The 24,180-nt window shown below is 60.9% G+C and carries 24 protein-coding genes; 16 read left to right on the forward strand and 8 right to left on the reverse strand.

Annotation, left to right across the window (positions count from 1 at the left end; all coding sequences use genetic code 11):
* Positions 1–42: 42 nt before the first annotated feature.
* A complete protein-coding gene (locus tag ACQY1P_RS08550) occupies positions 43–1,398 on the forward strand; it encodes a putative bifunctional diguanylate cyclase/phosphodiesterase (protein ID WP_062579341.1) in 1,356 nt (451 codons plus the stop codon).
* Positions 1,399–1,521: 123 nt separating this feature from the next.
* Positions 1,522–3,567 carry an FAD-dependent oxidoreductase gene (locus tag ACQY1P_RS08555; RefSeq protein WP_430256086.1) on the forward strand — a complete coding sequence of 682 codons (2,046 nt, stop codon included), beginning with the start codon at positions 1,522–1,524 and terminating at the stop codon, positions 3,565–3,567.
* Positions 3,568–3,657: 90 nt separating this feature from the next.
* On the opposite strand, the gene ACQY1P_RS08560 is transcribed toward ACQY1P_RS08555, so the two are convergent.
* Complete coding sequence (locus ACQY1P_RS08560) at positions 3,658–4,266, reverse strand: PRC-barrel domain-containing protein (RefSeq protein ID WP_184654001.1); 609 nt, start codon at positions 4,264–4,266, stop codon at positions 3,658–3,660.
* 227 nt (positions 4,267–4,493) lie between these two features.
* The gene (locus tag ACQY1P_RS08565; protein WP_430256088.1) at positions 4,494–5,387 is read right to left on the reverse strand and encodes an SMP-30/gluconolactonase/LRE family protein; all 894 of its coding nucleotides are present in this window, start codon (positions 5,385–5,387) and stop codon (positions 4,494–4,496) included.
* A 189-nt stretch (positions 5,388–5,576) separates the two neighbouring features.
* On the opposite strand from ACQY1P_RS08565, the gene ACQY1P_RS08570 reads away from it, so the two are divergent.
* The 9 genes from ACQY1P_RS08570 to ACQY1P_RS08610 all read left to right on the forward strand — a co-directional run bounded on the left by ACQY1P_RS08570 (position 5,577) and on the right by ACQY1P_RS08610 (position 14,380).
* Positions 5,577–6,311 carry a helix-turn-helix transcriptional regulator gene (locus ACQY1P_RS08570; RefSeq protein ID WP_062453693.1) on the forward strand — a complete coding sequence of 245 codons (735 nt, stop codon included), beginning with the start codon at positions 5,577–5,579 and terminating at the stop codon, positions 6,309–6,311.
* Between the two features lie 379 nt (positions 6,312–6,690).
* Complete coding sequence (locus ACQY1P_RS08575; RefSeq protein WP_113109564.1) at positions 6,691–7,857, forward strand: Mrp/NBP35 family ATP-binding protein; 1,167 nt, start codon at positions 6,691–6,693, stop codon at positions 7,855–7,857.
* 272 nt (positions 7,858–8,129) lie between these two features.
* A complete protein-coding gene (locus ACQY1P_RS08580; RefSeq protein ID WP_174195716.1) occupies positions 8,130–10,031 on the forward strand; it encodes a potassium transporter Kup in 1,902 nt (633 codons plus the stop codon).
* Positions 10,032–10,282: 251 nt separating this feature from the next.
* A complete protein-coding gene (locus ACQY1P_RS08585) occupies positions 10,283–11,458 on the forward strand; it encodes a cell wall hydrolase (protein ID WP_430256090.1) in 1,176 nt (391 codons plus the stop codon).
* Positions 11,459–11,700: 242 nt separating this feature from the next.
* Positions 11,701–12,054, forward strand: coding sequence for an AtpZ/AtpI family protein (locus ACQY1P_RS08590; protein ID WP_062579350.1), 354 nt, complete (start codon positions 11,701–11,703; stop codon positions 12,052–12,054).
* A gap of 63 nt (positions 12,055–12,117) precedes the next feature.
* A complete protein-coding gene (locus ACQY1P_RS08595; RefSeq protein ID WP_062453688.1) occupies positions 12,118–12,870 on the forward strand; it encodes a F0F1 ATP synthase subunit A in 753 nt (250 codons plus the stop codon).
* Positions 12,871–12,937: 67 nt separating this feature from the next.
* Positions 12,938–13,165: a F0F1 ATP synthase subunit C gene (locus tag ACQY1P_RS08600; protein WP_037087706.1), complete on the forward strand. Its 228-nt coding sequence runs from the start codon at positions 12,938–12,940 to the stop codon at positions 13,163–13,165.
* Between the two features lie 80 nt (positions 13,166–13,245).
* Positions 13,246–13,890: a F0F1 ATP synthase subunit B gene (locus ACQY1P_RS08605; protein WP_371816117.1), complete on the forward strand. Its 645-nt coding sequence runs from the start codon at positions 13,246–13,248 to the stop codon at positions 13,888–13,890.
* A gap of 4 nt (positions 13,891–13,894) precedes the next feature.
* A complete protein-coding gene (locus ACQY1P_RS08610) occupies positions 13,895–14,380 on the forward strand; it encodes a F0F1 ATP synthase subunit B (protein WP_062453686.1) in 486 nt (161 codons plus the stop codon).
* Between the two features lie 52 nt (positions 14,381–14,432).
* Here ACQY1P_RS08610 and ACQY1P_RS08615 read toward each other — a convergent pair whose 3' ends face one another.
* On the reverse strand, positions 14,433–15,143 hold the full coding sequence (locus tag ACQY1P_RS08615) for a ribonuclease HII (protein ID WP_430256678.1): 711 nt from the start codon (positions 15,141–15,143) through the stop codon (positions 14,433–14,435).
* 238 nt (positions 15,144–15,381) lie between these two features.
* Positions 15,382–16,539 carry a PA0069 family radical SAM protein gene (locus ACQY1P_RS08620; RefSeq protein ID WP_430256092.1) on the reverse strand — a complete coding sequence of 386 codons (1,158 nt, stop codon included), beginning with the start codon at positions 16,537–16,539 and terminating at the stop codon, positions 15,382–15,384.
* Positions 16,540–16,669: 130 nt separating this feature from the next.
* Here ACQY1P_RS08620 and ACQY1P_RS08625 point away from each other — a divergent pair, with 130 nt between their 5' ends.
* Complete coding sequence (locus tag ACQY1P_RS08625; protein WP_113109568.1) at positions 16,670–17,200, forward strand: glycosyl transferase; 531 nt, start codon at positions 16,670–16,672, stop codon at positions 17,198–17,200.
* A gap of 9 nt (positions 17,201–17,209) precedes the next feature.
* On the opposite strand, the gene moaB is transcribed toward ACQY1P_RS08625, so the two are convergent.
* From moaB to ACQY1P_RS08645, 4 genes are all read right to left on the reverse strand, one after another.
* Positions 17,210–17,761 carry a molybdenum cofactor biosynthesis protein B gene (moaB, locus tag ACQY1P_RS08630; protein WP_430256094.1) on the reverse strand — a complete coding sequence of 184 codons (552 nt, stop codon included), beginning with the start codon at positions 17,759–17,761 and terminating at the stop codon, positions 17,210–17,212.
* Entirely contained in the window at positions 17,758–18,672 is a 915-nt protein-coding gene (locus ACQY1P_RS08635; protein WP_430256096.1) for a 4-(cytidine 5'-diphospho)-2-C-methyl-D-erythritol kinase, read from the reverse strand. Before ACQY1P_RS08635 ends, moaB begins: the two co-directional genes overlap by 4 nt.
* Before the next feature lie 18 nt (positions 18,673–18,690).
* Positions 18,691–20,526 (reverse strand): tetratricopeptide repeat protein, encoded by a 1,836-nt coding sequence (locus ACQY1P_RS08640; protein WP_062453681.1) that lies wholly within the window; start codon positions 20,524–20,526, stop codon positions 18,691–18,693.
* Positions 20,527–20,718: 192 nt separating this feature from the next.
* Positions 20,719–21,735 (reverse strand): polyprenyl synthetase family protein, encoded by a 1,017-nt coding sequence (locus tag ACQY1P_RS08645; protein ID WP_430256098.1) that lies wholly within the window; start codon positions 21,733–21,735, stop codon positions 20,719–20,721.
* 106 nt (positions 21,736–21,841) lie between these two features.
* Here ACQY1P_RS08645 and ACQY1P_RS08650 point away from each other — a divergent pair, with 106 nt between their 5' ends.
* From ACQY1P_RS08650 to ACQY1P_RS08665, 4 genes are all read left to right on the forward strand, one after another.
* A complete protein-coding gene (locus ACQY1P_RS08650; protein WP_062453679.1) occupies positions 21,842–22,063 on the forward strand; it encodes a DUF2007 domain-containing protein in 222 nt (73 codons plus the stop codon).
* The gene (locus ACQY1P_RS08655) at positions 22,060–22,866 is read left to right on the forward strand and encodes a tRNA1(Val) (adenine(37)-N6)-methyltransferase (protein WP_430256100.1); all 807 of its coding nucleotides are present in this window, start codon (positions 22,060–22,062) and stop codon (positions 22,864–22,866) included. Before ACQY1P_RS08650 ends, ACQY1P_RS08655 begins: the two co-directional genes overlap by 4 nt.
* A gap of 84 nt (positions 22,867–22,950) precedes the next feature.
* Positions 22,951–23,817 carry a S49 family peptidase gene (locus ACQY1P_RS08660; protein ID WP_348635206.1) on the forward strand — a complete coding sequence of 289 codons (867 nt, stop codon included), beginning with the start codon at positions 22,951–22,953 and terminating at the stop codon, positions 23,815–23,817.
* A 30-nt stretch (positions 23,818–23,847) separates the two neighbouring features.
* Complete coding sequence (locus tag ACQY1P_RS08665; RefSeq protein WP_062453677.1) at positions 23,848–24,042, forward strand: hypothetical protein; 195 nt, start codon at positions 23,848–23,850, stop codon at positions 24,040–24,042.
* Positions 24,043–24,180 lie beyond the last annotated feature (138 nt).

Here is a 24,180-nt window from a genome sequence, read left to right on the forward strand (position 1 = left end):
CCGCATCGTCGCCTATCAAATGTGGTGCAAGCGGATAAACTTATGACGTTGGCGGAAAACCCGTTGCCGCAGCTCCGTCAGCATGAGCTGCAGGCCAAGGCTTATAGCGACCCGCTTACGGGTCTTGGAAACCGACACCGTATGCGCGACAAGGTTCACCTTCTCGCCGCAGAGCGTGCAGCCGATCCCGCCCCGTTTACTGTTTGCATTGCCAATCTCGATGGTTTCAAGCCGATCAACGACCTGTTCGGTATGGAAGCGGGCGACGAGATCCTCTGCCAGGTGGCGCATCGCCTCAAGGCCTGCATTCCGGATGGCGCAACGGTCACCCGTCACGACGGCGACGAGTTTGCCTTCGTGCTGCCGCTCGTCTTCGAGCGCACCGGTGCCGAACGGATCGGCCAGATGATCCGGGATGTTCTTTCCGCACCCTATGATCTGGGGGATCGCAATGTGCGTCTCTCGGCGTCCTTCGGCTTTGCCATCTACCCCTTCGCCGGCGAGCATTTCGAGGAACTGCTGAAGAGCGCCGAAACCGCGCTTTACCGGTCCAAACGCCGCGGTCGCGGCCAGATCACGGTCTATTCCCAGGAAATCGCGCAGGAGATGATGCGCGCGACGCAGCTTGAACAGGCGCTGCGCCATGCGATCATCAGCGATGCCGTGGATGTCCATTTCCAGCCTATCGTGCGCCTGGACGATGGATCGGTCGTCGGGTTCGAGGCACTCGCGAGATGGAACGACAAGGATCTCGGTTTCGTATCGCCCGCCGTCTTCGTGCCGCTTGCCGAAGAGCGCGGTTTCATCGATGCGCTGTCGGAAACCCTGCTGCGCAAGGCAGCCGAGGCAGCGCTGTCCTGGCCGCGGGATCTGTTTCTGTCCTTCAATCTGTCCTCTGCCCAGCTGATGGACCCGACGACCACGGAAAGCATCCTTTCGACGCTCGCCCGCGTCGGGCTCGATCCGCATCGGCTGGAATTCGAGATCACCGAAACCGCCGTGATGACCTCGGCCGATACGGCAGAGCGCATCATCACGGATCTTCGCAAGGCAGGCGCGCGCATCTCGCTCGATGATTTCGGCACCGGTCAGTCCAGTCTCGGACGTCTGCGCGACTTCACCTTCGACAAGGTCAAGATCGATCGCGCCTTCGTCTCCCGCATCACCTCGGACCGTGCCTCTGGACACATCGTCAGGGCGATCATCGCCATGTGCGACGGTCTGGAACTGGAAGTGGTCGCCGAGGGCATCGAGCAGCCGGAAGAAGCGGAAATGCTGCGATCGCTGGGCTGTGCCATGGGGCAGGGCTATTACCACGGCAGACCCGCCGATACGGCCTCGACGCTGCGGTATCTGAGCACCCATCACCGCGACTTCATGACCCCCGAACGGGACTGATCTTCCGCCTCCACCACCGTTGAGGAGAGGGCGCGGAGTGGACAGTCCGCGCCGCGTCTGATGCTCGCACGGGGCTGTCCGCTGCGCGATGATGTGATTTTGCAAGCCGCATTGCGAGATCCCATGTCCGTTTCGAACGATCCCCTTCTGCAGCCGTTTCAGCTGAAGCATCTGACCCTCAAGAACCGCTTCATGTCGACGGCGCACGAACCGGCCTATTCCGAAGACGGCATGCCGAAGGATCGTTACAGGCTCTACCATCTCGAAAAGGCAAAGGGCGGCATCGCGCTCACCATGACCGCCGGTTCCGCGATCGTCTCGCAGGACAGTCCACCCGCATTCGGCAACCTGCACGCCTATCGCGACGACATCGTGCCGTGGCTGAAGAAGCTCACCGATGACTGTCATGAATACGGCACGGCGGTGATGATCCAGCTCACCCATCTCGGGCGCCGGACCGGATGGAACAAAGGCGCCTGGCTTCCTGTGCTGGCGCCATCTCCCATTCGCGAACCCGCCCACCGCGCCTTCCCGAAGGAGATCGAGGACTGGGATATCGAGCGCATCGTTGCAGACTATGCCGATGCCGCCAGCCGCATGCAGGCGGCGGGTCTCGATGGCATCGAGATCGAAGCCTACGGCCACCTGATCGACCAGTTCTGGTCGCCCGCCACCAACCACCGCGACGATGCGTTCGGCGGGTCGCTCGAAAACCGCATGCGGTTTTCGACCATGGTGATCGATGCGGTGCGAAAATCCGTCGGTCCGGATTTCATCGTCGGCATCCGCCTGGTTGCCGACGAGAACTGGGACAAGGGGTTTTCCCGCGAAGAGGGGATCGAGATCTCCCGGCGGCTGGTGGCATCTGGCGGTATCGACTTCCTGAACGTCATCCGCGGCCATATCGATCACGATGCGGACCTGAACGAGGTGATCCCGATCCAGGGCATGCGATCCTCGCCGCATCTCGACTTTGTCGGCGATGTCAGGAAGGCGACGAAATTCCCGGTCTTTCATGCAGCCCGAATCGCCGATGTTGCAACGGCCCGGCATGCGGTCGCCGAAGGCAAGCTCGACATGGTCGGCATGACCCGTGCCCACATTGCCGATCCGCATATCGCGAACAAGGTAGCAAGTGGCAAGGAGGCGACCATTCGCCCCTGCGTCGGTGCGACCTACTGTCTGGATCGCATCTACGAGGGAGGAGAGGCTCTCTGTATCCACAATGCGGCGACGGGGCGCGAAGCCTTGCTGCCGCATGTGATCGAAAAGGCAGCAGCTGTCCGAAGGGCCGTCGTGATCGGTGCCGGTCCTGCCGGGCTCGAGGCGGCCCGCGTGCTGGCAGAGCGCGGCCACGCAGTCACCGTGCTCGAGGCAACGGGAGAGGCGGGTGGTCAGATCAATCTTCTGGTTCGCAATCCGCGCCGCCGCGAAATGATCGGCATCATCGACTGGCGGCTGGCGGAGCTTGAGCGGTTGGGTGTCGAGATCCGCTACGACGTGTTTGCCGGCGCCGACGATGTCCTCGAACTCGAGCCAGATCTCGTCGTCGTCGCGACCGGCGGCATACCGCAGTCGCCGCAACTTGAGGCGGGCGAAGAGCTTCTGACCTCCAGCTGGGATATTCTCGCCGGATCTGCCAAACCCGCAGGCCCGGTTCTGCTGTTCGATGACAATGGCGGCCATCCGGGTATGAGTGCCGCCGAAGTCATCGCCACATCAGGCGCGGATCTCGAGCTTGTCTCCCCCGAACGCTTCTTCGCACCTGAGATTGGGGGCATGAACCATGTCCCCTACGCACGGATTTTTGCCGAGAAGGGTGTCCGCGTGACGATCAACACGCGGTTGAAGTCGGTGCGGCGTGACGGCAATGCATTGGTGGCAAGCCTCGGATCCGATTACGCAAGGGATGTGGTCGAGGAAAGGCGTGTCGCACAGGTCGTGGTCGAGCATGGCACGGCCGCGAACGCGGATCTCTATTTCGAGCTGAAGCCGCTCTCGCGCAATCTTGGCGCCGTGGATTACGCGATGCTGATTAACAGAAAAGCACCGCTGCTGCCGAAGAACCCTAATGCCGCTTTCGATCTCGTGAGGATCGGCGACGCTGTGGCAAGCCGCAATGTCCATGCAGCAATCTACGATGCGCTGCGATACTGCTCGCTTTTGTAAACCGCGCACGAAAAAGGCGGCATTATCAATGCCGCCTCTTCCATTCAATCGTCTGTCACGTGGCGTGTAGCCCGTTCAAGGTCCCTAAGATTAGTTCTTAGGAGCCGTCGACGGAGTTGTGGCGCCATTTTCAGCCGGTGCTGCCGGGGTGCCCGGAGCCGGGTTCATCGTGGACGACGTGGTCGATGTGTCGGATGCTGCCTGCTTGTCGTCCAGTGTCTTGAACTCTGGAGCAGACTTCAGCGCTTCGGCCGTTTCGGTGGTCGAAAGACGCACTTCGTTGTTGTTCTGTGCGTCGCGGGTGAGCGTCAGCTTGCTGATCGGAAGGGCTACATCCTTTTCGCCGATGCCGAGGAAGCCGCCGACGCCGACAACTGCTGCAACGAGTCCGCCGTTTTCTTCAAACAGGAGGTCGTTGACGTCACCGATGCTTTCGTTAGCCGAATTGTAGATCGACTTGCCGATATAATCGTTGGCGCTGACCTGGGTGGTCGCCTGTTCGGTCAGGTAGTTGCCGTCTGCAGTGGCAGCCATGCCACCTGCTGGTGCAGCCGGAGTCGTTGTCGTGGTATCGGCCGGTGCCGAAGGTGCTGCCGGTGTCGCCGGAGCAGGCTGTGCCGTCTGGGCAAAAGCCGGTGCAAGTGTGGTGGACGCCATGAGAACGGCTGCTGCGGCGATCGTGCTGAGAGTCTTTTTCATCGTGTTCCTACCTTTTCCATCTAATTCGTCATGAAGGACGGCTTCTCGGATTGAAGGGCCGTCTCGACCAAGAAGGACGCATTCGTTCTGCTTGGCTTCGGTAGGGAAATGGCCGAAACGCCGGTTTGGTTCCGCATTTCCATGCCGTTTTATTAGGCAGAAACTGCGGAACGTTTCAGCACTTGGCGGGTTTGGGGCCTCATCAGCGAAAATATAGATCCTTAAAGTCAGGCCGAGTATCGGGGTTCCCGACCAAGCGTGACTGGAACGGCGAGTTCGAACAACGCTCCCGCCAGCGGATCGGAGGTTCGGGCGTCCTGGTCCATTCCCTCCCAGGCTGATGTAACAGCCAAGCGCCCATTTCCGATCACGACAGGGCAGGTCGTTCTCTTGGCGGGCACTTCGAAACGCGCGAGAAGGACACCGTCCAGACCATAATGGTCGACCGCACCTTCACCCCAGCGGGCGTTCCAGATCGTGCCGTCCTGATCGCAGATCGCGCCATCCATTCCGCCGGGGCTGCCGTTGCCATCGATGAAGAGGGTGGGTTTTGACGTCGGGAGCCCGGTCAATGGATCAAGGTCGACACGCATGAGGTGGTTGATGCGCGTGTCGACATAATAGCCGGTGCTTCCGTCCGGCGAAAAGCAGATCGCATTCGGAATGCTCATCTTGTCAAACAGCGTCGTGACCTTGCCGCCCACGACATGATAGATCGCACCCGCGCCTTCCGCAGCGGTGCGCCCCATCGTGCCGATCCACAGCGCGCCGGAAGGGTGCAGCCGGCCGTCGTTGGAGCGGTTGTCCGGCTTGTCCTTCTCGAGGTCGCAGTGCAGGGTCAGTTCGCCGGTGGCGCGATCCCGTATGAAGAGCCCTTGATCGGAGGCGATCAGCTGCCGCTCGGCGTCGACCGGCACGAGAACGCTCCCCATTATGGGGAGGATCTGCACAGATTCTTTGCCGGTGTTGATGTCGAGCGAGCGAAGCTGCTTTTCGAGAATGCTGAACCACCAGATCGTCCCGGTATCCGCATCGAAGCTGGCTCCTTCGCCAAGTTCACAAGGCGTCGAGGACAATACGCTACCCTGGAACGGGTGAGAGACAAAATCGGCTGTGGTCACGGGCATCCTCCGCAGAAGCTTCTGTTCGTTGCAGAATTAACGCGAACCGCCGCGATGGCTAGCCGCGTCATCAGATTTTCCCTGACAAATTCCTGAAACCATGCGACAAGATTCGCAAATGCGAGAACCTATCACCATCACGTGGTGACGTTTGCGTGCGTAAGGTCTGGTCGGAGCAAGAAGCAGTATATGTCTAAGACCGAAAAAGCCGAAGAGATGTCCTTTCTCGACGGCAGTGTCGCCGAAATCGCCACCCTGCAGACCCAGTTCGATGTCATCCGGTTCCTGAAGCGAGTGACGCAGTATTATAACTGTCGCACCTTCATGGTTCTCAACCTTCCGTCGATCACGTCTCGCGAACTGTCCGAAAATACCGTCGTTACCAATTGGCCGGCGGAGCTGATGTCGCAGTTCGACAAAAGCGGTCTGATGCAGACCAGCTCCGGCCTTGCACATCTGCGCAAGTTCACGACGCCCTTCGTCTTCGATCTCTCGAGCGATCGCGGCGTGATCAATTCGAGCGACGAGGTCACGCAGATCTTTTCCGGGTTCGGCATCCAGCGCGGCGCCTGTTTCCCCGTCCATGACCGGCTCGGCAATCGCGGCGCCGTTTGCTTCGGCGGTACGGGCAAGACATTTGACCAGCAGCAGATGATGGAACTGCATTATCTCTCGGTTCACGTCTATGAACAGCTGGCGCAGATCCGCAGCCTCGACGTCAAGACCAACGATGTCCTGACCGAACGCGAAGTCGATTGCCTGAACTGGACGGCTGCGGGTAAGACCAGCGCGGAAATTGCCGAAATCCTTGGACTCTCCGAGCACACCGTAAACCATTATCTCAACCGCACGGCCCGCAAGCTCGACACCGTCAACCGCACCCAGGCGGTTGCCAAGGCGTTGAGATCCGGCATCATCAAGTAACGATGCCGGCGATCATTATTTGATCAACGCCTCTGTTTTCTACGCGGTCAATTGATCGTTCACTGGGCAAATTCCCAACGCTCTCCAGTTGCCTGTCCCTAACACCCTGTTTCGACTACGTAAACATCCGCATTACGGTCTGGCATGGTTCGTGCTTGTTTACAGGCAGGTCCAGAGGGGGCTGAAAGCGTCCCAAGAGGCGCGATAAAAACAAGCCGCTATCCGGGGCGCCGTCTAGCTGCCATCCGGGTAGCGGCTTTCTTTTTTCTGACGTGGGGCGTTTCAACGAAGCGTCTTGCTCGAGACCGGTGACACTTCCTATATAAGCCTTGGATCCGGCGCGGGCAGTTTGTGTCGAGATCGCTATCAGGAGCAGGCAATGTCGGACGTCACCAAGGAACAGGTTCTGGCGGTTCTCGCGAAGGTTCGCGGACCCGACCTCGAGGGTGATATCGTCTCTCGCGGAATGGTCTCCGACGTCTTTATCTCCGACAAGAAGGTCTATTTCTCGATTACGGTGCCGGCCGATCGCGCAACCGAACTCGAGCCGCTGCGCATGGCCGCCGAACGGACGGTCGCCGCGATGCAGGGCGTCAACGGCGCGCTGGTTACGCTGACGGCCGATCGCAGAGCTGGAACGGCACCTGCCAAGACGGCACCTCCGCCAAAGCCGCAAGCGCCTGCCGCCGGTCACGCGCATCCGCACCCCCCCGCCACACCCGGGCCGAGACAGCCCGCACCGAAAGCCGGCGTTCCGGGCGTGGGTGCCATCATCGCGGTGGCGTCCGGCAAGGGCGGCGTCGGCAAATCGACGACAGCAGTCAATCTGGCGCTGGGTTTCCAGGCCAACGGTCTCAAGGTCGGCATTCTCGATGCTGACATCTACGGCCCGTCCATCCCGCGTCTCCTCAACATCTCCGGCAAGCCGCAGCAGCTTGAAGACCGGAAGATCGCCCCGATGCAGAACTATGGTCTGAAGGCGATGTCGATCGGCTTTCTGGTCGAGGAGGGCACCGCGATGATCTGGCGCGGCCCGATGATCCAGTCGGCACTGCTGCAGATGCTGCGCGAAGTCGGCTGGGGCGAGCTCGATATTCTCGTGATCGACATGCCGCCTGGAACTGGCGACGTGCAGCTCACGCTCGCCCAGCAGGTGCCACTCGCCGGTGCCGTGATCGTCTCGACCCCGCAGGATCTCGCCCTGATCGACGCCCGCAAGGCCATCGCCATGTTCGGCAAGGTCGAGATACCCATCCTCGGCATCATCGAGAACATGAGCTACTTCCTTGCTCCCGATACGGGCACCCGCTACGACATCTTCGGCCATGGTGGCGCAAAGTCGGAAGCCGAGCGCATCGGCGTTCCCTTTCTCGGCGAAATCCCTTTGACGATGGACATCCGCGAACGCTCCGACGCGGGCACGCCGGTCGTCGTTTCCGACCCGGACAGTGCATCCGCCGCCGTTTATCGGGAGATCGCATCCAAGGCCTGGGCAGAGATTAAGGGCAAGCCGCTGCGCAAGGCGCCTGCCATCGTTTTCGAATAGAACCTATTCGAGTTTGGACGGTCTCCCGGGCAGGAATACACGGTCAGTGGCGGTCAATACTCTGAAATCGCCTCTCTTTTCGTTTCGAAATTGTTAAACATCGCCGCTAGACGTCTGCGGCGAGAGTGAAAGCATGCAGTTGCAGCCCTTGCCTTGTGCAATTGCTGTCTTTATAGGCGCCTCCCGCCGGAGGGCGCTTCCTTGCTCTTCGCGGGCGGAGCGAAGTATCCGCATTTTTCCGTTGAAAGGCTGGCTCGAACGCCAGATGCCGAATGGGCCACCCAGCAGAACATAGTGCCGCCGAGAAAACCAAAGGACATGGGCTGTTCGCGCTTGCGCTCGGCTCTGTCGGTGTCGTCTATGGCGATATCGGCACCAGCCCGCTCTATGCCTTTCGCGAGGCGTTGAAGCCCGTCGCCCATGACGGCGTCACGCAGATGGAGATCATCAGCCTCATCTCGCTGATGATCTGGACGCTGACCATCATCGTCACCTTCAAATACGTTCTGTTTCTGCTGCGTGCCGATAACGATGGCGAGGGTGGCACGCTGTCGCTTCTGGCGCTCATGACCAAAGGAGCGTGCGGCCATCGGGCTGTCCTGATGCTGCTCGGTCTGATCGGCGCCGCGCTGTTTCTGGGCGATGCGATGATCACGCCGGCGCTGTCGGTCCTGTCGGCGGTGGAAGGCCTGAAATACGTATCACCGCATTTCGAAAGCGCCGTTCTGCCGATTTCGATTGCCATCCTGGTTGCGCTGTTTGCCATCCAGTCGAAGGGCACCGGCATGGTGGCGAAGTTCTTCGGACCGATCACCGCCGTCTGGTTTCTCGTGATGGGCGGCATCGGCCTGGTGCATATTTTCGACGACCTCAGCATTCTGGCCGCTTTCAATCCATTGCATGCCTTCCAGTTCATGAGCGAAGAAGGCTTCGCCGGCGTCGTCGTTCTCGGCGCCGTCTTCCTGACGGTGACAGGTGCGGAAGCGCTTTATGCAGATCTCGGCCATTTTGGTCGCCGTCCCATCCAGTGGGCTTGGTTCGTGTTGGTATTTCCGGCGCTGACGCTGAATTATCTCGGTCAGGGCGCCATGGTGCTGAGCCATCCCGAAGCGATGAGCGATCCGTTCTATCTGATGTTCCCGCAATGGGCGCTCGTTCCGGTGATCATTCTCGCCACCTGCGCCACCATCATCGCAAGCCAGGCTGTCATTACCGGCGCCTTCTCGCTGGTGCGCCAGGCGATCCATCTCGGCTATCTGCCACGCATGCAGATCCTGTTCACCTCGGAAACCAATACCGGCCAGATCTTCCTGCCGGGCGTCAACACGCTGCTTCTGGTCGGCGTCATCGCGCTAGTTCTTGGTTTCGAGAGCTCCGATGCTCTGGCCACCGCCTACGGCATCTCGGTGACCGGCGCCATGGTGGTGACGACGCTGATGGCGTTCGAGTTCGTTCGGCTGAGATGGCGCTGGCCGCGTGTGCTGGCAACCCTTGTGCTCGCGCCGCTTCTGCTGCTCGAATTCGTTTTCCTGGGCGCCAATCTCTTGAAGATCCATGATGGCGGCTGGGTGCCGGTCATGATGGCGATCGGCTTTACCGTCGTCATGTGGACCTGGAAGCGGGGTGCTGCGATCCTGTTTGAAAAGACCCGCCGCATCGATGTGCCGCTGCAGACCTTTATTCCCATGGTGGAAAAGAAAAGCGATCATGCTCCGGTGTCCGTGCCAGGCGTCGCCATCTTCCTGACCGGCGATCCGCAGACGGCACCCGCGGCTTTGCTGCATAACATCAAGCACAATCACGTCCTGCATGCGAAGAACGTCATCCTGACCATCATCACGGTCAACAAGCCGCGCGTCTCGATCGAGGATCGCTACCGGGTCGAGAAGCTGTCGGATCGGTTCACGGTGATCGAGCTGCGCTTCGGCTTCATGCAATCGCACAATGTCTCGCAGTCCCTTGCCTATTTGAGAAAGACCGGCTTCAAGTTCGATATCATGTCGACGTCGTTTTATCTCGGCCGACGCAAGCTGGTACCGGACGCAGCCTCCGGCATGCCCATGTGGCAGGACCGGCTGTTTATCGCGCTCGCCAACGCCGCAACCGACCCGTCCGACTATTTCCACCTGCCGGCCAACCGCGTCGTCGAACTGGGTTCGCACGTCATCATCTGACGGGAAGGGTGACGGAGAGGTCGCCCAAAACCCGCGTGGCATTTCGGACACGAGCCTCTGACGTTTAAGTGAAAATGCCCAAATCCCAGCGTTGCAAGGGATTCTGTCTATAAGCGTTAACTGCTCATCAAGGTTAATGATTGATGTTTGACCCATCGATCAGTCATTGAGGTCCCTGGTTGACCTGCCTTGTGGAGTAGCCGGTTTTGCGTTCGAAGACCGTACAGCGTCGAAAGTCCTCTAAAGTGGCCATGCCGGCGGCTCGGACGAAGTCTCTTTTGCACCGCGCCCTGTCGCGCCGCGATATCTGGCTGGCGCCTGGCGTCCTCGGACTTGCTGCCTGGCTGGTGCTTCCAGCCGTTCCCGCACAAGGCGATCTCACCGATCTCCTCTCCGGCATCGATCGCGGCCGCGACCAGTGGCGCATGGTCATGACCAACTCGCCGGCCGGTTCTATTCATAACGCATCGCTTGCCTTTCCGGGTGGCGGTTCCGTGCTCGGCGGCGATGCCGGCATGACGCTGCCCGACGGTCGCCGCGTTGCATTCACCGGCAGCGAGAAGTCAGGTGAGGACACGCCGGACGAAGACCGCGTCAACCGCGCGGAAAAGAAGAGCCGGATCGTAGCCGTGGAACAGATGCAGCCGCCGAAGGCCTTTTCGGCCGGGTCGATCCTCGAGCGTTCCAGCTCGTTGACCACGCCTGTGGATGCCAGCGATGAAATGACCGCCTTCGTCAAAGCCGAAGCCGACGACCAGCCGGTCGAGCTCGCCGAATTCTATTTCCGCAAGGACGAGGTAAAGGAGCCCGGTCTTCCTTCGATGCTCGCCGATCTCATCACCAACGAAAAGGCCGATGTGCTGGCAACCGCCTATGCACCGGCCAAGCCCGACTTCTCGCGCAAGTCGCCCTTCGATGCGATCCTGGGCGCAAAGCCAGAAACCGGCCGCTTCATTCCGCCGATCGGCCCGGAAGACCACGCCTGGGCAGCAACAGCGCTGCCGGAAGAATCGTTTTCGCCCAAGCAGCAGCAATGCCTGGCCGCCGGCATCTATTTTGAAGCGCGCGGGGAAGAAGTGCGTGGCCAAGCCGCGGTCGCACAGGTCATTCTCAACCGCGTCCGCAATCCGCACTATCCGAAAAGCATCTGCGACGTCGTCTATCAGAACGAAGACTGGCGCAACCGCTGCCAGTTCTCCTTCGCCTGCGACAACATTCCAGACCGAATCCGCGCGCCGGATCATTTCGAAACAGCCCAGGAAGTTGCGATGGCGGTGACCGCCGGCAAGATCTGGTTGCCGGAAGTCGGCTCGGCCACTCACTACCACGCGGTCTATGTCCGTCCGAACTGGGCAAAGACCATGAAAAAGGTCGGACGCATCGGTCTGCACGTGTTTTACCGTACCTATGGTGGTGGTTGGAGCTGATAAACCCGGCCGATCTGTGAATATTCCCGCGAAGGTTTTGCCATGTTGCCGGGAATTCAGCGATAACCGCTTGAAATCGAAGCGTTAATTTCCCCTGAATCAAGGCCCGGCACCGCCTTGACTATAAGTCCTCTCAAAACTATGTTGCGCGCGACTTAGAAGCGGGCCGGAAGGCGCGAAACCCCGCTGGCTGCTGTTGCGGTTGGTCCGCTCCGAACAAGGGCGGATGGGAGGACGTGAGGATGGACAACCGCGAGGATGGTCTGGAAGAACGCCGAAAGCGTCTGTCCGCACAATTGGCGGATCGGAAGGCTGGTGACGCGGTAGAGGCGAAGCGGGAAGCGCAATCTGAAGAAAGTCGAAAGGGCATGGCCCTCGGCTTCAAGATTTCCTCCGAATTCATCTCGGCTGTCGCAGTCGGCGCCATTCTGGGCTATGGACTGGATTACTATGCCGGCACGTCGCCGTGGGGGATGATCATTCTTCTCCTTCTTGGTTTCTGCGCCGGTGTTCTGAACGTGCTTCGATCCGTGGGCAAGGTGGCCGAGCCGCCGCCCTTGCGGAAAAAAGGCAGCGGGGACGGGGCAGGGCACTAACAGGCTCGGTTTCGCAACACGAATTGAGCCGCCGGCATGGCGGCATATGAAAGAGGGTAAGCGGTGGCAAACGATCCGATCCATCAGTTCCAGATCAGCAAGATCGTCCCGATCGAGATCGGCGGTATCGACCTATCCTTTACCAATGCATCGCTGTTCATGACTGCTACGGTCGCCTGCGCAGCCGGCTTCCTGTATTTCGCATCGTCCGCCCGCAGCCTGATCCCGGGCCGTGCGCAGTCGGTCGCCGAAATGTCCTACCAGTTCATTGCCAACATGCTGCGCGAAGGCGCCGGCAGCCATGGCATGAAGTTCTTCCCGCTGGTCTTCTCGCTGTTCATGTTCGTCTTGACCGCGAACCTGCTCGGGATGTTCCCGTACTTCTTTACCGTCACCAGCCAGATCATCGTCACTTTTGCGCTTGCGCTTCTGGTGGTTGGCACGGTCATCGTCTACGGCTTCTACAAGCACGGCCTCGGCTTCCTTCAGCTGTTCGTGCCAAGCGGCGTTCCCGGCGCGCTTCTGCCGCTGGTCGTTGTCATCGAAGTCATCTCCTTCCTGTCCCGGCCGATCTCGCTCTCCGTTCGTCTTTTCGCGAACATGCTGGCCGGCCACATCACGCTGAAAGTGTTCGCGGGCTTTGTCAGCTCGCTTGGAGCACTCGGCGCACTCGGCATCGGCGGCGCCATCCTGCCGCTCGCCATGACGGTCGCCCTGACCGGTCTCGAATTCCTCGTTGCCTTCCTCCAGGCCTATGTCTTCGCGGTACTCACATGCATGTACCTGAACGACGCGGTCCATCCCGGCGGGCACTAAGAATAACTACCAAATTGGCGTCCTGAGGCGTCAGTCATCAGCCGCAAACCCATTCAAGGAGTTCATCATGGAAGCGGAAGCAGCAAAGTTCATCGGCGCAGGTCTGGCTTGCTTTGGCATGGCCGGCACGGCCCTCGGCCTCGGCAACATCTTCGGCAGCTACCTGTCGGGCGCCCTGCGCAACCCGTCTGCCGCTGACAGCCAGTTCGGCCGTCTGGTATTCGGTTTCGCCGTTACGGAAGCTCTGGGCATCTTTTCGCTGCTCGTAGCTCTCCTTCTCCTGTTCGTGGTCTAATACCAGACCTGGACTTCGGATCACGGTCGTTTCAAAGCGCACCGTGATCCTTCGCATTTGGAATTCACCCGGAGGTGATGATGTTCGTGACTTCGGCATATGCGCAGACCGCGCCGGCCGCTCCTGAAACGCCTGCAGCACCGGGCGCCGCACCGGCGGCCGAACCGCATGCTGCTCCGGCTGGCGAAGTGCATACCGAAACCGGTGTCGCCCACGACACTGAGCACAGTGGCGCGTTTCCGCCGCTCGACTCATCCCATTTCGCGTCGCAGCTTCTCTGGCTCGTCATCACGTTCGGTCTCTTCTACCTTCTCATGAAGAAGGTGATCGTTCCGCGCGTTGGCGGAATCATCGAGGATCGTCACGATCGTATCGCCAAGGATCTCGAGGAAGCCGGCCGCGCCAAGGCGGAAGCCGATGCTGCCGTCGAGACCTATGAAAAGGAACTGGCCGCCGCCCGCGCCAAGTCGCACGGCATTGCCGAAGCGGCCCGCGAAGCCGCCAAGACCAAGGCCGCTGCCGACCGTAGCGCCATCGAAGCCGAACTGGCCGCAAAGCTCAGTGCAGCAGAAACCCGCATCGGCGAGATCAAGGACAAGGCTTTTGCTGAAGTCGGCCAGATCGCCGAAGAGACCGCATCCGCCATCGTCGATCTCATGATCGGCGGCAAGGCAAGCGGCGATGACATCAAGGCTGCCGTCGCGGCCGCCAAGACGGGGGCCTGATCGCATGGCATTCGACGCAACATTTTTCGCACTCGTTGGTCTCGTCATTTTCCTCGGCATCCTGATCTACATCAAGGTGCCGGGCATGATGGCAAAGTCGCTCGACGAACGCGCCGCCAACATCCGCAGCGAACTCGACGAAGCCAAGAAGCTTCGCGAAGAAGCCCAGGCGCTGCTGGCTGAATACCAGAAGAAGCGCAAGCAGGCCGAAGCCGACGCTGCCAGCATCGTCGCATCCGCCGAACGCGAAGCCGCTGCCCTGACGGAAGAAGCCCGCCAGAAGACGGAAGAATTCGTCGCTCGCCGCAACGCCGTTTCCGAGCAGAAGATCAAGCAGGCGGAAGCAGATGCCGTGAGCGCCGTTCGCGCTGCCGCCGTCGACCTCGCCATCGCTGCCGCCGAAAGCGTCATCGCCCGCAAGGCCGATGCCGCAACGCAGGAAGCCCTGTTCAGGGACGCCGTCGGTACCGTTCAAACGCGCCTGAACTAAGCTTCAGAGACATGAATTAAGAAAAGGCCGGGCGAAAGCTTGGCCTTTTGCGTTATGGGGTGAGGGTAATGTCCGAGGCCTGGAGATCGGCGAGATCGTCTTCCGGCAGCGGATCTTTCCGCATCGGACGAAAGCTCATCCGGTGGAGCGGGCAGGGGCCGTGGGTGATGATGCCGTCGCGGTGCTGTTTGGTGGCGTATCCGACATGCTTGGCAAAGCCATAGGCCGGAAAAACGGTGCAGGCGCGACCCATCATCCGGTCGCGGGTGACTTTCGCCACGATCGAGGCCGCGGCGATGGAGACAGAGCGGCTATCGCCCTTGATCACGGCCTTGCCGGGGCAGGCGAGCCCAGGCGGCATGTCGCGGCCATCGGTGAGGAGATAGGCCGGCTTGATATTCAGTCCGATCACCGCACGCCGCATGGCGTCGAGACTGGCGCGCAGGATGTTGCGCTCGTCGATGAGGCGCGGACCAGACGATGCAATCGACACATGCGCCGTCGCCATGATCATCGCAAACAGCGCTTCCCGCTGCTTCAGGCTGAGCTTCTTGGAATCGTCGAGACCGGGTGGAATGTTGTCGGGATCGAGAATCACGGCGGCTGCCACAACCGGACCCGCCAAGGGACCGCGGCCTGCTTCGTCGGTGCCAGCCACCGGCCAATGTCCGGCATCCCGCGCCATCAGCTCCAGGCTGAAATCTGGAACGAATGGCGTCTCTTCAAACAATGTCGGAGAATCGGGCGGCGTGCGAAGCAACATGGCGGCAGTTTCGCACGCCCGCCCGACCTCCGGCAACCCCCGGACAACGAGTGCGGCGTCGTTGCCCACCATCGGGGGCGCCCTTTCGGGATGATGGTGGGACCGGGGGTCTTTCGGCAGGTAATATGCGGGGACCGTGCCGAAATTAGAAATTAATCGACCTGAATGATATCCGCTGTACCCTGCGAGACGTCATCAGGCAGTTTCGCAGGGGCGACGGAGCTCCTGCGAATAGAATTCAAAGCAGCGACAGCTGGACGCCAGCCCCATCCGGGCGCAGGAACAGGTCGTCGCGCAGCGGCATACCCCGGCGCGTCATGCCGAGCCGTTTGGTCGCCAGCTCGAAGCGCCGCCCGATCTGCCAGGCATAAGGGCCGGTGCCCTTCATCCGCTTGCCGAACTCCGCGTCGTAATCCTTGCCGTCCCGCATCGAACGAACGAGCGACATCACATGCCGGTAGCGGTTCGGGTAATGCTGCAGCAGCCAGTCGCGGAACAGCGGCGCCACTTCCAGCGGCAGACGTAAGAGCACGTAACTCGCCTCCGTTGCGCCGGCAGCGTGCCCCGCTTCCAGGAGCCGCTCGATCTCGTGGTCGTTCAGCGCCGGAATGATCGGCGAGGTGAACACAGCTGTCGGTATGCCAGCGTCCGAGAGCGCTTTGATCGCCTCGAGCCGTTTGGCGGGCGTCGACGCGCGCGGCTCCATGCTGCGGGCAAGCTTGCGGTCGAGGGTGGTTAGCGATATCGCGACCTTGGCAAGGCCCTTCGACGCCATGTCGGAAAGAATGTCGATGTCGCGGGTGACCAGCGACGATTTGGTGACGATTGTTACGGGATGGTTGGCCTTCTGCAGTACCTCCAGGATCTGGCGCATGACGCGCCATTCCCGTTCGATCGGCTGGTAGGGATCGGTATTGGTGCCGATCGCAATCGCCCGGACCTTGTAATCGGCCCTGCTCAGTTCGCGCTCCAGAAGTTTCGGCACGTCGGGTTTGGCAAACAGCTTCGATTCAAAGTCCAGCCCCGGCGAAAGCCCCATGAAACTGTGGCTCGGCCGCGCGAAACAGTAGATGCAGCCATGCTCGCAGCCGCGGTACGGGTTGATTGAGCGGTCGAAGGGAATGTCGGGAGAATCGTTTCGGGTAATCGCGGTACGTGGCTTTTCCACCTGCACCTCGGTCCTGAACGGTTCCAGTTCCTCGATCGTCTGCCAGCCGTCGTCGAAAGCCTCGCGACGCTCCGTCTCGAAACGTCCTGAAGGGTTCAGTCCGGCGCCACGACCGCGCCGGCGATCCCCCTCGATCCGGAGGCCGGAGGTCTTCACCAATGCATCGGCAATATCAGCCGTATGAGCAGGCGCGAATGCGTCCTGCCGCAAATGGGACAGCTCGTTCATGGGGCACTCCTGACGGGAAAAATTCCCGTTCTCGAATGACAAGATTCCTATCGCGACATTGAGAACAATGCAAGAACAAACTCGCAAAGGATTTGTGGCAATCCGTTGTACAATGCGCTAGACATTGAAAATGCTGACTGTTTTGTTGGAATGCCGGGATCAGGAAGCCGAGCTCGCGCAGACGTTGTCCGTCCTTGTTTCCGCCGCGGTGGAGGGGTTGGTCAGCGATGTCGTGGTGCTCGATCACAACTCGCGCGACGGGTCCTCCCGTGTCGCGGATGCCGCCGGCTGTCGTTTCCACAGCTCCTGGGATATCGTCGATATCTTGCACAAGGCGCGCGCCGAATGGCTGCTTCTGCTGGAGCCCGGAGCGCGTCTCCAGGCCGGCTGGATCGACGAGGTGATGGAATATCTGGCGCTCAACCGTCAGCCGGCCAGGTTCTCGCCTTCGCGAACCTACCGCAAGCCGTTCCTCACAAGGATCGTCCGTTCAGTCCCGCCGCTCGAGCAGGGGCTGATCCTGCCCAAGCGCGAGGCCGTCGCTCTCGCAAAGCCCGGCATGGGTCTTGAGGGTATAGCCAAGGCTGTAAAGACCGCCGCAAAGCCGTCGAGACTGGCGAGCGAAATGATCCCCGCCTGGGTCGCAGCGTCCGCGCGGTAGATCAGGCCGTTACTTGCCCGAACCGCGCCGCAGGTGCTCGTCCAGCCGCGGCATAATCTCGATGAAGTTGCAGGGCATGTGGCGGTAGTCCAGCTGCGCTTTCAATATGCCGTCCCACGCATCCTTGCAGGCACCGGGAGAGCCGGGCAGCACGAAGATGAAGGTCGCATTGGCAACGCCGCCGGTGGCCCGCGACTGGATCGTCGAAGTACCGATCTTGTCGTAGGAAATCCGGTGAAACACCTCGGAAAACCCGTCCATCTTCTTGTCGAACAGCGGCGCCAGCGCTTCCGGCGTCACGTCGCGGCCGGTAAAGCCGGTTCCTCCGGTGGTGATGACCACGTCGATCTCAGGGTCGAGCGTCCATTCGCGCACTTGGCCGGCGATCCGCTCCTTGTCGTCGGGCACGATGGCGCGTGCCCCAAGCCTGTGACCGGCCTCCGCGATACGGGCAACCAGCGTATCGCCAGATTTGTCGTCCACCATAGTCCGGGTATCCGACACGGTCAGTACCGCGATCGAAATAGGAATGAACTCGCGCGTTTCGGCGATCTTGCTCATGGCTTTGCTCCGACGGTTTCGACCGCTTCGAAATACCAGTCCGGCTTCAGGGCGGTCAGCGCCTGCGCGGCGGCTTCCGCGTCTGTCTTCGAAGGGAACACACCGAAACAGGTCGCTCCGGATCCGGACATGCGCACCAGCTCGGCACCTTGCGCTGCGATCATCGCGGAGAGTTCCTCGATCTCGGGGATGAGCGCGCGAGCCGGCGGCTCCAGGTCGTTGCGAAGCGTTTTGAGGTAAGGCAGCCAGCCGTCTGCGTCGGTCGGCGTCGGCGGCAGGGCCTCGTTTTCCTTGTCGACCAGTAGCTTGAAAATCTCAGGCGTCGAGACGCTGATCAGCGGGTTGGCGAGCACGAGGGAAAGGGACGGCATGGTCGGCAGCGGTTCAAGCCTTTCGCCGATGCCCTCGGCCAGAACGGCAGCCCCCGTCAGGCACATGGGCACGTCGGCCCCCAGCGAAAGGCCAAGCGCCAGAAGGGCTGCTTCCGGTATCTCCGCATTCCACAGCCGGAAAAGGCCGCGAAGCGTGGCCGCCGCATCGGCCGACCCGCCTCCGATCCCGGCCGCGATCGGTAGTTTCTTCTCGAGGTGGATCGAAACGGGAGGCGCCGGAAAGCCGTTGGAAACCAGCTGCTGGCGAAAGAGATCGCGCGCCTTGATCACGAGATTGCCAGCCTGGCCCGCCTCGTCATTTGAAAGCTCGGACGCAAAGCGGCCGGAAACGGAAAACTCATCCGCTTCCGAGAGCGTGAAGGTCAGCTCGTCACCCAGATCGGCGAAGGTGACGACGCTTTCCAGCAGGTGGAACCCGTCATAGCGAAGCCCCACGACATGCAGGCCAAGATTGATCTTCGCAGGCGCAAGTTCTGTCAGGGCCACGTCTGTGGCGTCTTGCGTATCGGATATGGTCATGCTGGAAAGCCCGCTTTATCAGGATTTCTTGTCGGGAGTGGCAGGTGCCGGCGGGGCAGGCGGCACTGGTGCTGCCTGGCCGCGATCGGCCGTCGTCGCGTTCGGATCGAGCGGCGGCAGGCCGTTGGCGATCTTTTCCTTGACCATTTCCTTGTTGACGTCCTCGCCTTCGGAGATCAGCGTCCGGTTCCACTGGTAGACCGCTTCCAGCTTGCGGCCGACACGCCAGTAGGCATCGCCCAGATGGTCGTTGATCGTCGCATCGCCGGCCCGCAATTGTACCGCGCGTTCCAGTTCGGTCACGGCTTCATCGAACTTGCCGAGGCGGAAATAGGCCCATCCCAGCGAATCGACGATATAGCCATCGTCCGGCCGCGCATCGACTGCCTTGCGGATCATGTCGAGGCCTTCGGCAAGGTTGAGGTTGAGGTCGACAAGCGAATAGCCGAGATAATTCAGAACCTGCGGCTGCTCAGGGTTAAGCTCCAGGGCCCGACGGAAATTCGGCTCGGCCTTGTCGAACTGCTTCAGGCGTTCATAGGAAATGCCGCGCTGGAAGAACACGGTCCAGTCGCCCGGCTTCGGCACGGAGCCGATCATTTCGACAGCCTTGTCGTAATTGGCGGCCATCGCCTTGTAGTCTTTGGCTTCGGAAAGCACGCTGCCATAGGCGATATAGCTGCGGATGTCGGCCGGATCCGAATCGATCAGCGCCTTGAGATGGCTCTTTGCCTCGTCGACCTTGCCGGTATCGGACAGGGTGATGCCCAGCTGCAGTTCGGAAATTCGGCGCATCGGGCTGTCGGCCGGCACCTTTGCATAAAGCTCGATGGCGCGTTGCGGCTGCTCCATCTTCTCGGCAATGCCGCCAAGCAGGATCAGCGTATCGGCGCTCTTCGGGTCCATGGCATGGGAGATCTGCAGGTAGAGACCGACCATATCCTCGGCACCCTGGCGGTTCAGCGCGCCGCCGATCGAAAACAGCACGCCGGCCGCGCCTTCGGCAGCGTTGGTGATCTGCTGCTCGGGCTTCTCGCCCTTTTCAATGCTCTGGCGAAGCGCCTTCAGTGGCGCATAGTTGCTGATCATCTGGTCGCCGACCGAAATCGCGTCGAGCGCCTTCTGCTTGTTGCCGGCAGCGGCTTCAAGACGGGCAAGCGCCATGATGGCGCGCATGAACGTATCGGGCGCTGTCGCAACCGCTTCCTGGTTGGTAATGGCGGTGGTCAGATATTTGCGTGCACTGGCCGTGTCGCCGGAAACCAGCGCCATGGCGCCAAGATGATAGTCCGTAAACACCTTGAACCAGTCGGGCCCCTTGAGGCCGGCAATAGTCGAGATCGCCTGACGGCCGCGGCCTGCGCCGACATCCGCCCACGCCATCATCATCTGGTGGGTCAGCCGGTCAAGATCGTTCGGGCCGGTATAGGCAAGCGTCTTCTTGGCGGCATCGAAGCGCTTGTCGCGGATCGCGTCCAGCCCCCGCACGATGCGGGTGATGCGCTCGACCCCGGCATCGTCCTTCAGCCTCTCCGCTTCGCTCAAGCCGCCTTCGAAATCGCCGCTCAGAAACAGCGAAATCATCAGGCGTTCGCGGATTTCAAGGTTGGCCGCATCAAAGGAAAGCGCCTTGCGATAGAGCGCAATCGCGTTCGCATAATCATGGTCGACATCGGCGGTGCGGGCAGCGAGGAACGCGCCCGAAAACGACTGCGCGTCGCTGGCATCAAATTTCACGCTCTCCGCGGCGGCCGGCTTCGCCTCTGGCGTCGCCGCTTGCGCTGCACCGGCGAGCATGAGAACGGCTGCGAGCGCTGCGCTGGAAAGCAGACGGAGGCTGTATTTCTGCCGCATAAAAAGAATGCCTTTCGTGGTGGGCCTTGAGCAGGCGACGCTTTGACGGTGGCAAATCGCCACCATCCCGCGCCAATTGAGTCATGACAGAATGGCTTTTTTGAAGCATGTCCGCAAGGAATTCTCCGGCATCGCAGAGAGCGGATGCCGGGCAGGAACGGTCACACCTTCGTCAACGCGACCGAGGGAGCGTCAGTTCACGCGCTGGATGGAGAAGTCGATCACCTCGAGCATCGCGGATTTGAGCGGCGATGCCGGCAGCGGCGCCAGCGCATCGCGGGCAATCGTGCCGTAATGCAGGGCCCGACCGATCGTGTCGTTCAGTGCGTCGTATTTCTTGATCAGGCCCAGCGCCTTTTCAAGATTTTCCTCGCTGCTTTCGCCATGTTCGATCGCCGTCTTCCAGAATGCCCGCTCCGTTTCGGTGCCACGCCGGTAGGCAAGGATGACCGGGAGCGTGATCTTTCCCTCGCGGAAATCGTCGCCGACATTCTTGCCGAGATCGGCAGCGGTGCCGCCGTAATCGAGCGCGTCATCGACCAGCTGGAAAGCGTAGCCAAGGTTCATGCCGTAGGAGCGCATTGCGGAACGCCCGGCCTTGTCGGCATTGGCGATGATCGGGCCGACTTCCGCCGCCGCCGCAAACAACGCCGCCGTCTTGGCGCGAATGACGGAGAGATAGTCGTCCTCGGTGGTTTCCATGTTCTTGGCAACGGAAAGCTGAAGCACTTCGCCTTCCGCAATCACGGAAGCCGCGGTTGCCAGAACGTCCAGCGCTTCAAGCGATCCGACTTCGACCATCATCTTGAAGGACTGGCCGAGCAGAAAGTCGCCGACGAGAACACTGGCCTGGTTGCCCCAGATCATCCGTGCGGTGGATTTGCCGCGGCGCAGATCGCTTTCGTCCACCACATCGTCATGCAGCAGCGTTGCCGTATGCATGAATTCGACGCTGGTCGCGAGCTTCACATGGCCTTCGCCCTTGTAGCCGAACAGCACCGCAGACGCGAGCGTCAGCATCGGCCGAAGCCGCTTTCCGCCCGACGAGATCAGGTGGTTGGCAACTTCCGGGATCATTTGCACGTCGGAGCCTGCCTTCGACAGGATCAGCTGGTTGACCCGCTCCATGTCTCCTCTCGTGAGGTCCACCAGGGGCTTCACGGAAGCAGATTTGTTTTTGCCTTCTTCAAGCGGTATTACGACGCCCAACGACCGGACTCCTAAATTAAGTTCCGGCTTGGACAATAGAAAGCGTGGCAGGATGCGGCAAGTGACAATTCGCTGACCTGCCGTTTTTGAGGGGGATTTTTGCCGCATGCGGGAACTCATTCGCGCCAACGACCCGGTGCTTCTGTCTGTTGCGAGCAGCCTGATGAAGGATGCGGGCATTCATTTCATGGTTGCGGACCAGTCCATGAGCGTGCTCGAAGGCTCGCTCGGCATGCTGTCAAAACGCTTCCTTGTCGAGGAGGAGAGGGGCGATGAAGCCCGCCGCATCCTGATCGATGCCGGCCTGGAGGCGGAGCTTCGCCCGTGACCACGTCCGCCGGCATCCCGCAGGATCTTTCGTCGGACTTCACCATCGATGCGTTTCACCGCGGCCGCTTCCATCTGGTGCAGCCGAAGGGCGGCGGCCACCGGTCCGGCGTGGATGCGATGCTGCTCGCCTCGCTTGTGGCGGACGAACGGTCCGTTTCGGTTGCCGATCTCGGATCCGGCGCCGGTGCCGCAGGACTAGCGGTCGCGAGCCGGCTCGAAAACGCCCGCATCGTTCTGGTCGAGAAATTGCCGTTGATGGCCGAGTATGCGCGGCGAACGCTGGCTTTGCCGGAAAATGCTTTCCTGTCTGATCGTATCACGGTTCTCGGCGCCGATGTGACGCTCACGGGCAAGGCCCGGGTCGACTCGGGATTGCACGACGGCGTGCACGACCATGTGATCATGAACCCGCCCTTCAACCACGCCGACGACCGCATAACGCCGGATGCCTTGAAGGCCGAAGCGCATGCAATGACCGCTGGCCTGTTCGAAAACTGGCTGCGCACGGCCGCCGCCATCATGAAACCCGGCGGGCAATTGTCGCTGATCGCCCGTCCGGATTCCATCGTCGATATCATCGAGGCCTGCGGCAAGCGCTTCGGCGGGCTTGAAATAACCCCGGTCCACCCCCGCCCGGGCGAGGATGCGACCCGCATTCTGGTAACCGGCGTCAAGGGATCGAGAGCGCGGCTGGTGTTCCGCGCGCCGCTGATCGTGCATGGAGCGGATGGCAATTCCTTCATGTCGCAGGCGGACGATTTGAACAACGGCCGCACCGCCTATCACCGAAGACGGCGGTAAAACCCCGTTTTTAGAGGCTCAGCCATTGTGTTCGCCCTTCGAGAACATACATCCAGGCTTCCGATATATGCTTGAACAGGATGGATGATGAGCTTCTTGAATCGCCTGCTGCCAAAACGTTTCCGCAAGACCGGTTTGTCGATCCCGGTGGTCCGACTGCATGGCACGATCATGGCGGGCGGCAGCCAGTTCAAGCAGACGCTCAACATCGCAACCGTGGCGCCGATGCTGGAAAAGGCCTTCGCAAAGAAGGATGCGCCGGTCGTTGCCATCTCCATCAATTCGCCGGGCGGCTCGCCTGTCCAGTCGCGGCTGATCTACCAGCGCATCCGGGCTCTCGCCGAGGAAAAGGACAAGAAGGTTCTGATCTTCGTGGAAGATGTGGCAGCGTCCGGCGGCTACATGATTGCCCTTGCCGGCGACGAAATCTTTGCCGATCCGACCTCGATCGTCGGCTCGATCGGCGTCGTGTCTGGTGGTTTCGGCTTCCCGGAAATGCTGAAGAAGATCGGCGTCGAACGCCGCGTCTATACGGCCGGCGAGAACAAGGTGATCCTTGATCCGTTCCAGCCGGAAAAGGAAGGCGACATCGAGTACCTGAAGACGCTGCAGCTCGAGATCCACCGGGTCTTCATCGACATGGTGAAATCGCGCCGCGGGTCACGGCTTGGCGAAGATAGCACGATTTTCTCCGGGCTCTTCTGGACTGGTACCCGTGGCCTCGAACTCGGCCTCATCGATGGGCTGGGCGAGATGCGCGATGTGATCAAGCGCCGTTTCGGCAAGGATGCCAAGCTGGAGCTGATCGGCGGCACGCGGACCCTGTTCGGTCGCCGGGTGCCGGGCGTTGCGCTAGGATCCGCCAATCTGGGGGAAATTGCCTCAGGCGCCACGGCAGGTCTTGCCGAAGGCCTGGAAGAACGGGCAATGTGGAGCCGCTTCGGGCTCTGATATGCCCGCCTTATAAGGTTTCGACGGGAAATGGCTCAGCTCATACTTCTGGCCCTGCTGATCGGCGGCGGATGGATGCTCTACAAGCGCTTCATCAAGGACGCGGAACGGCTCACGGCGCGCACGCGCCGCGAGGAAGAGCAGCAACGCACCGGTGCCATGGGAACGCTGGAAAAGGATCCGGTGACGGGCGAATACCGGGTCAAGCGCGACGACGACGTCTGATCAGGCTGTCGCCGGCGAGTAGTCGCTGTCGATACGGTTTGAAGACATACACTTTGATATCGCGCTCATGGCCGCGTCACCCGCTTGCCACGTTGCTCCATCCTCTACTCGCGCTTTCGTTCATTCCGGCATCCACGC

It is taken from the genome of Neorhizobium sp. DAR64872/K0K18 (assembly GCF_050500175.1).
Lineage (GTDB): Bacteria > Pseudomonadota > Alphaproteobacteria > Rhizobiales > Rhizobiaceae > Neorhizobium > Neorhizobium soli.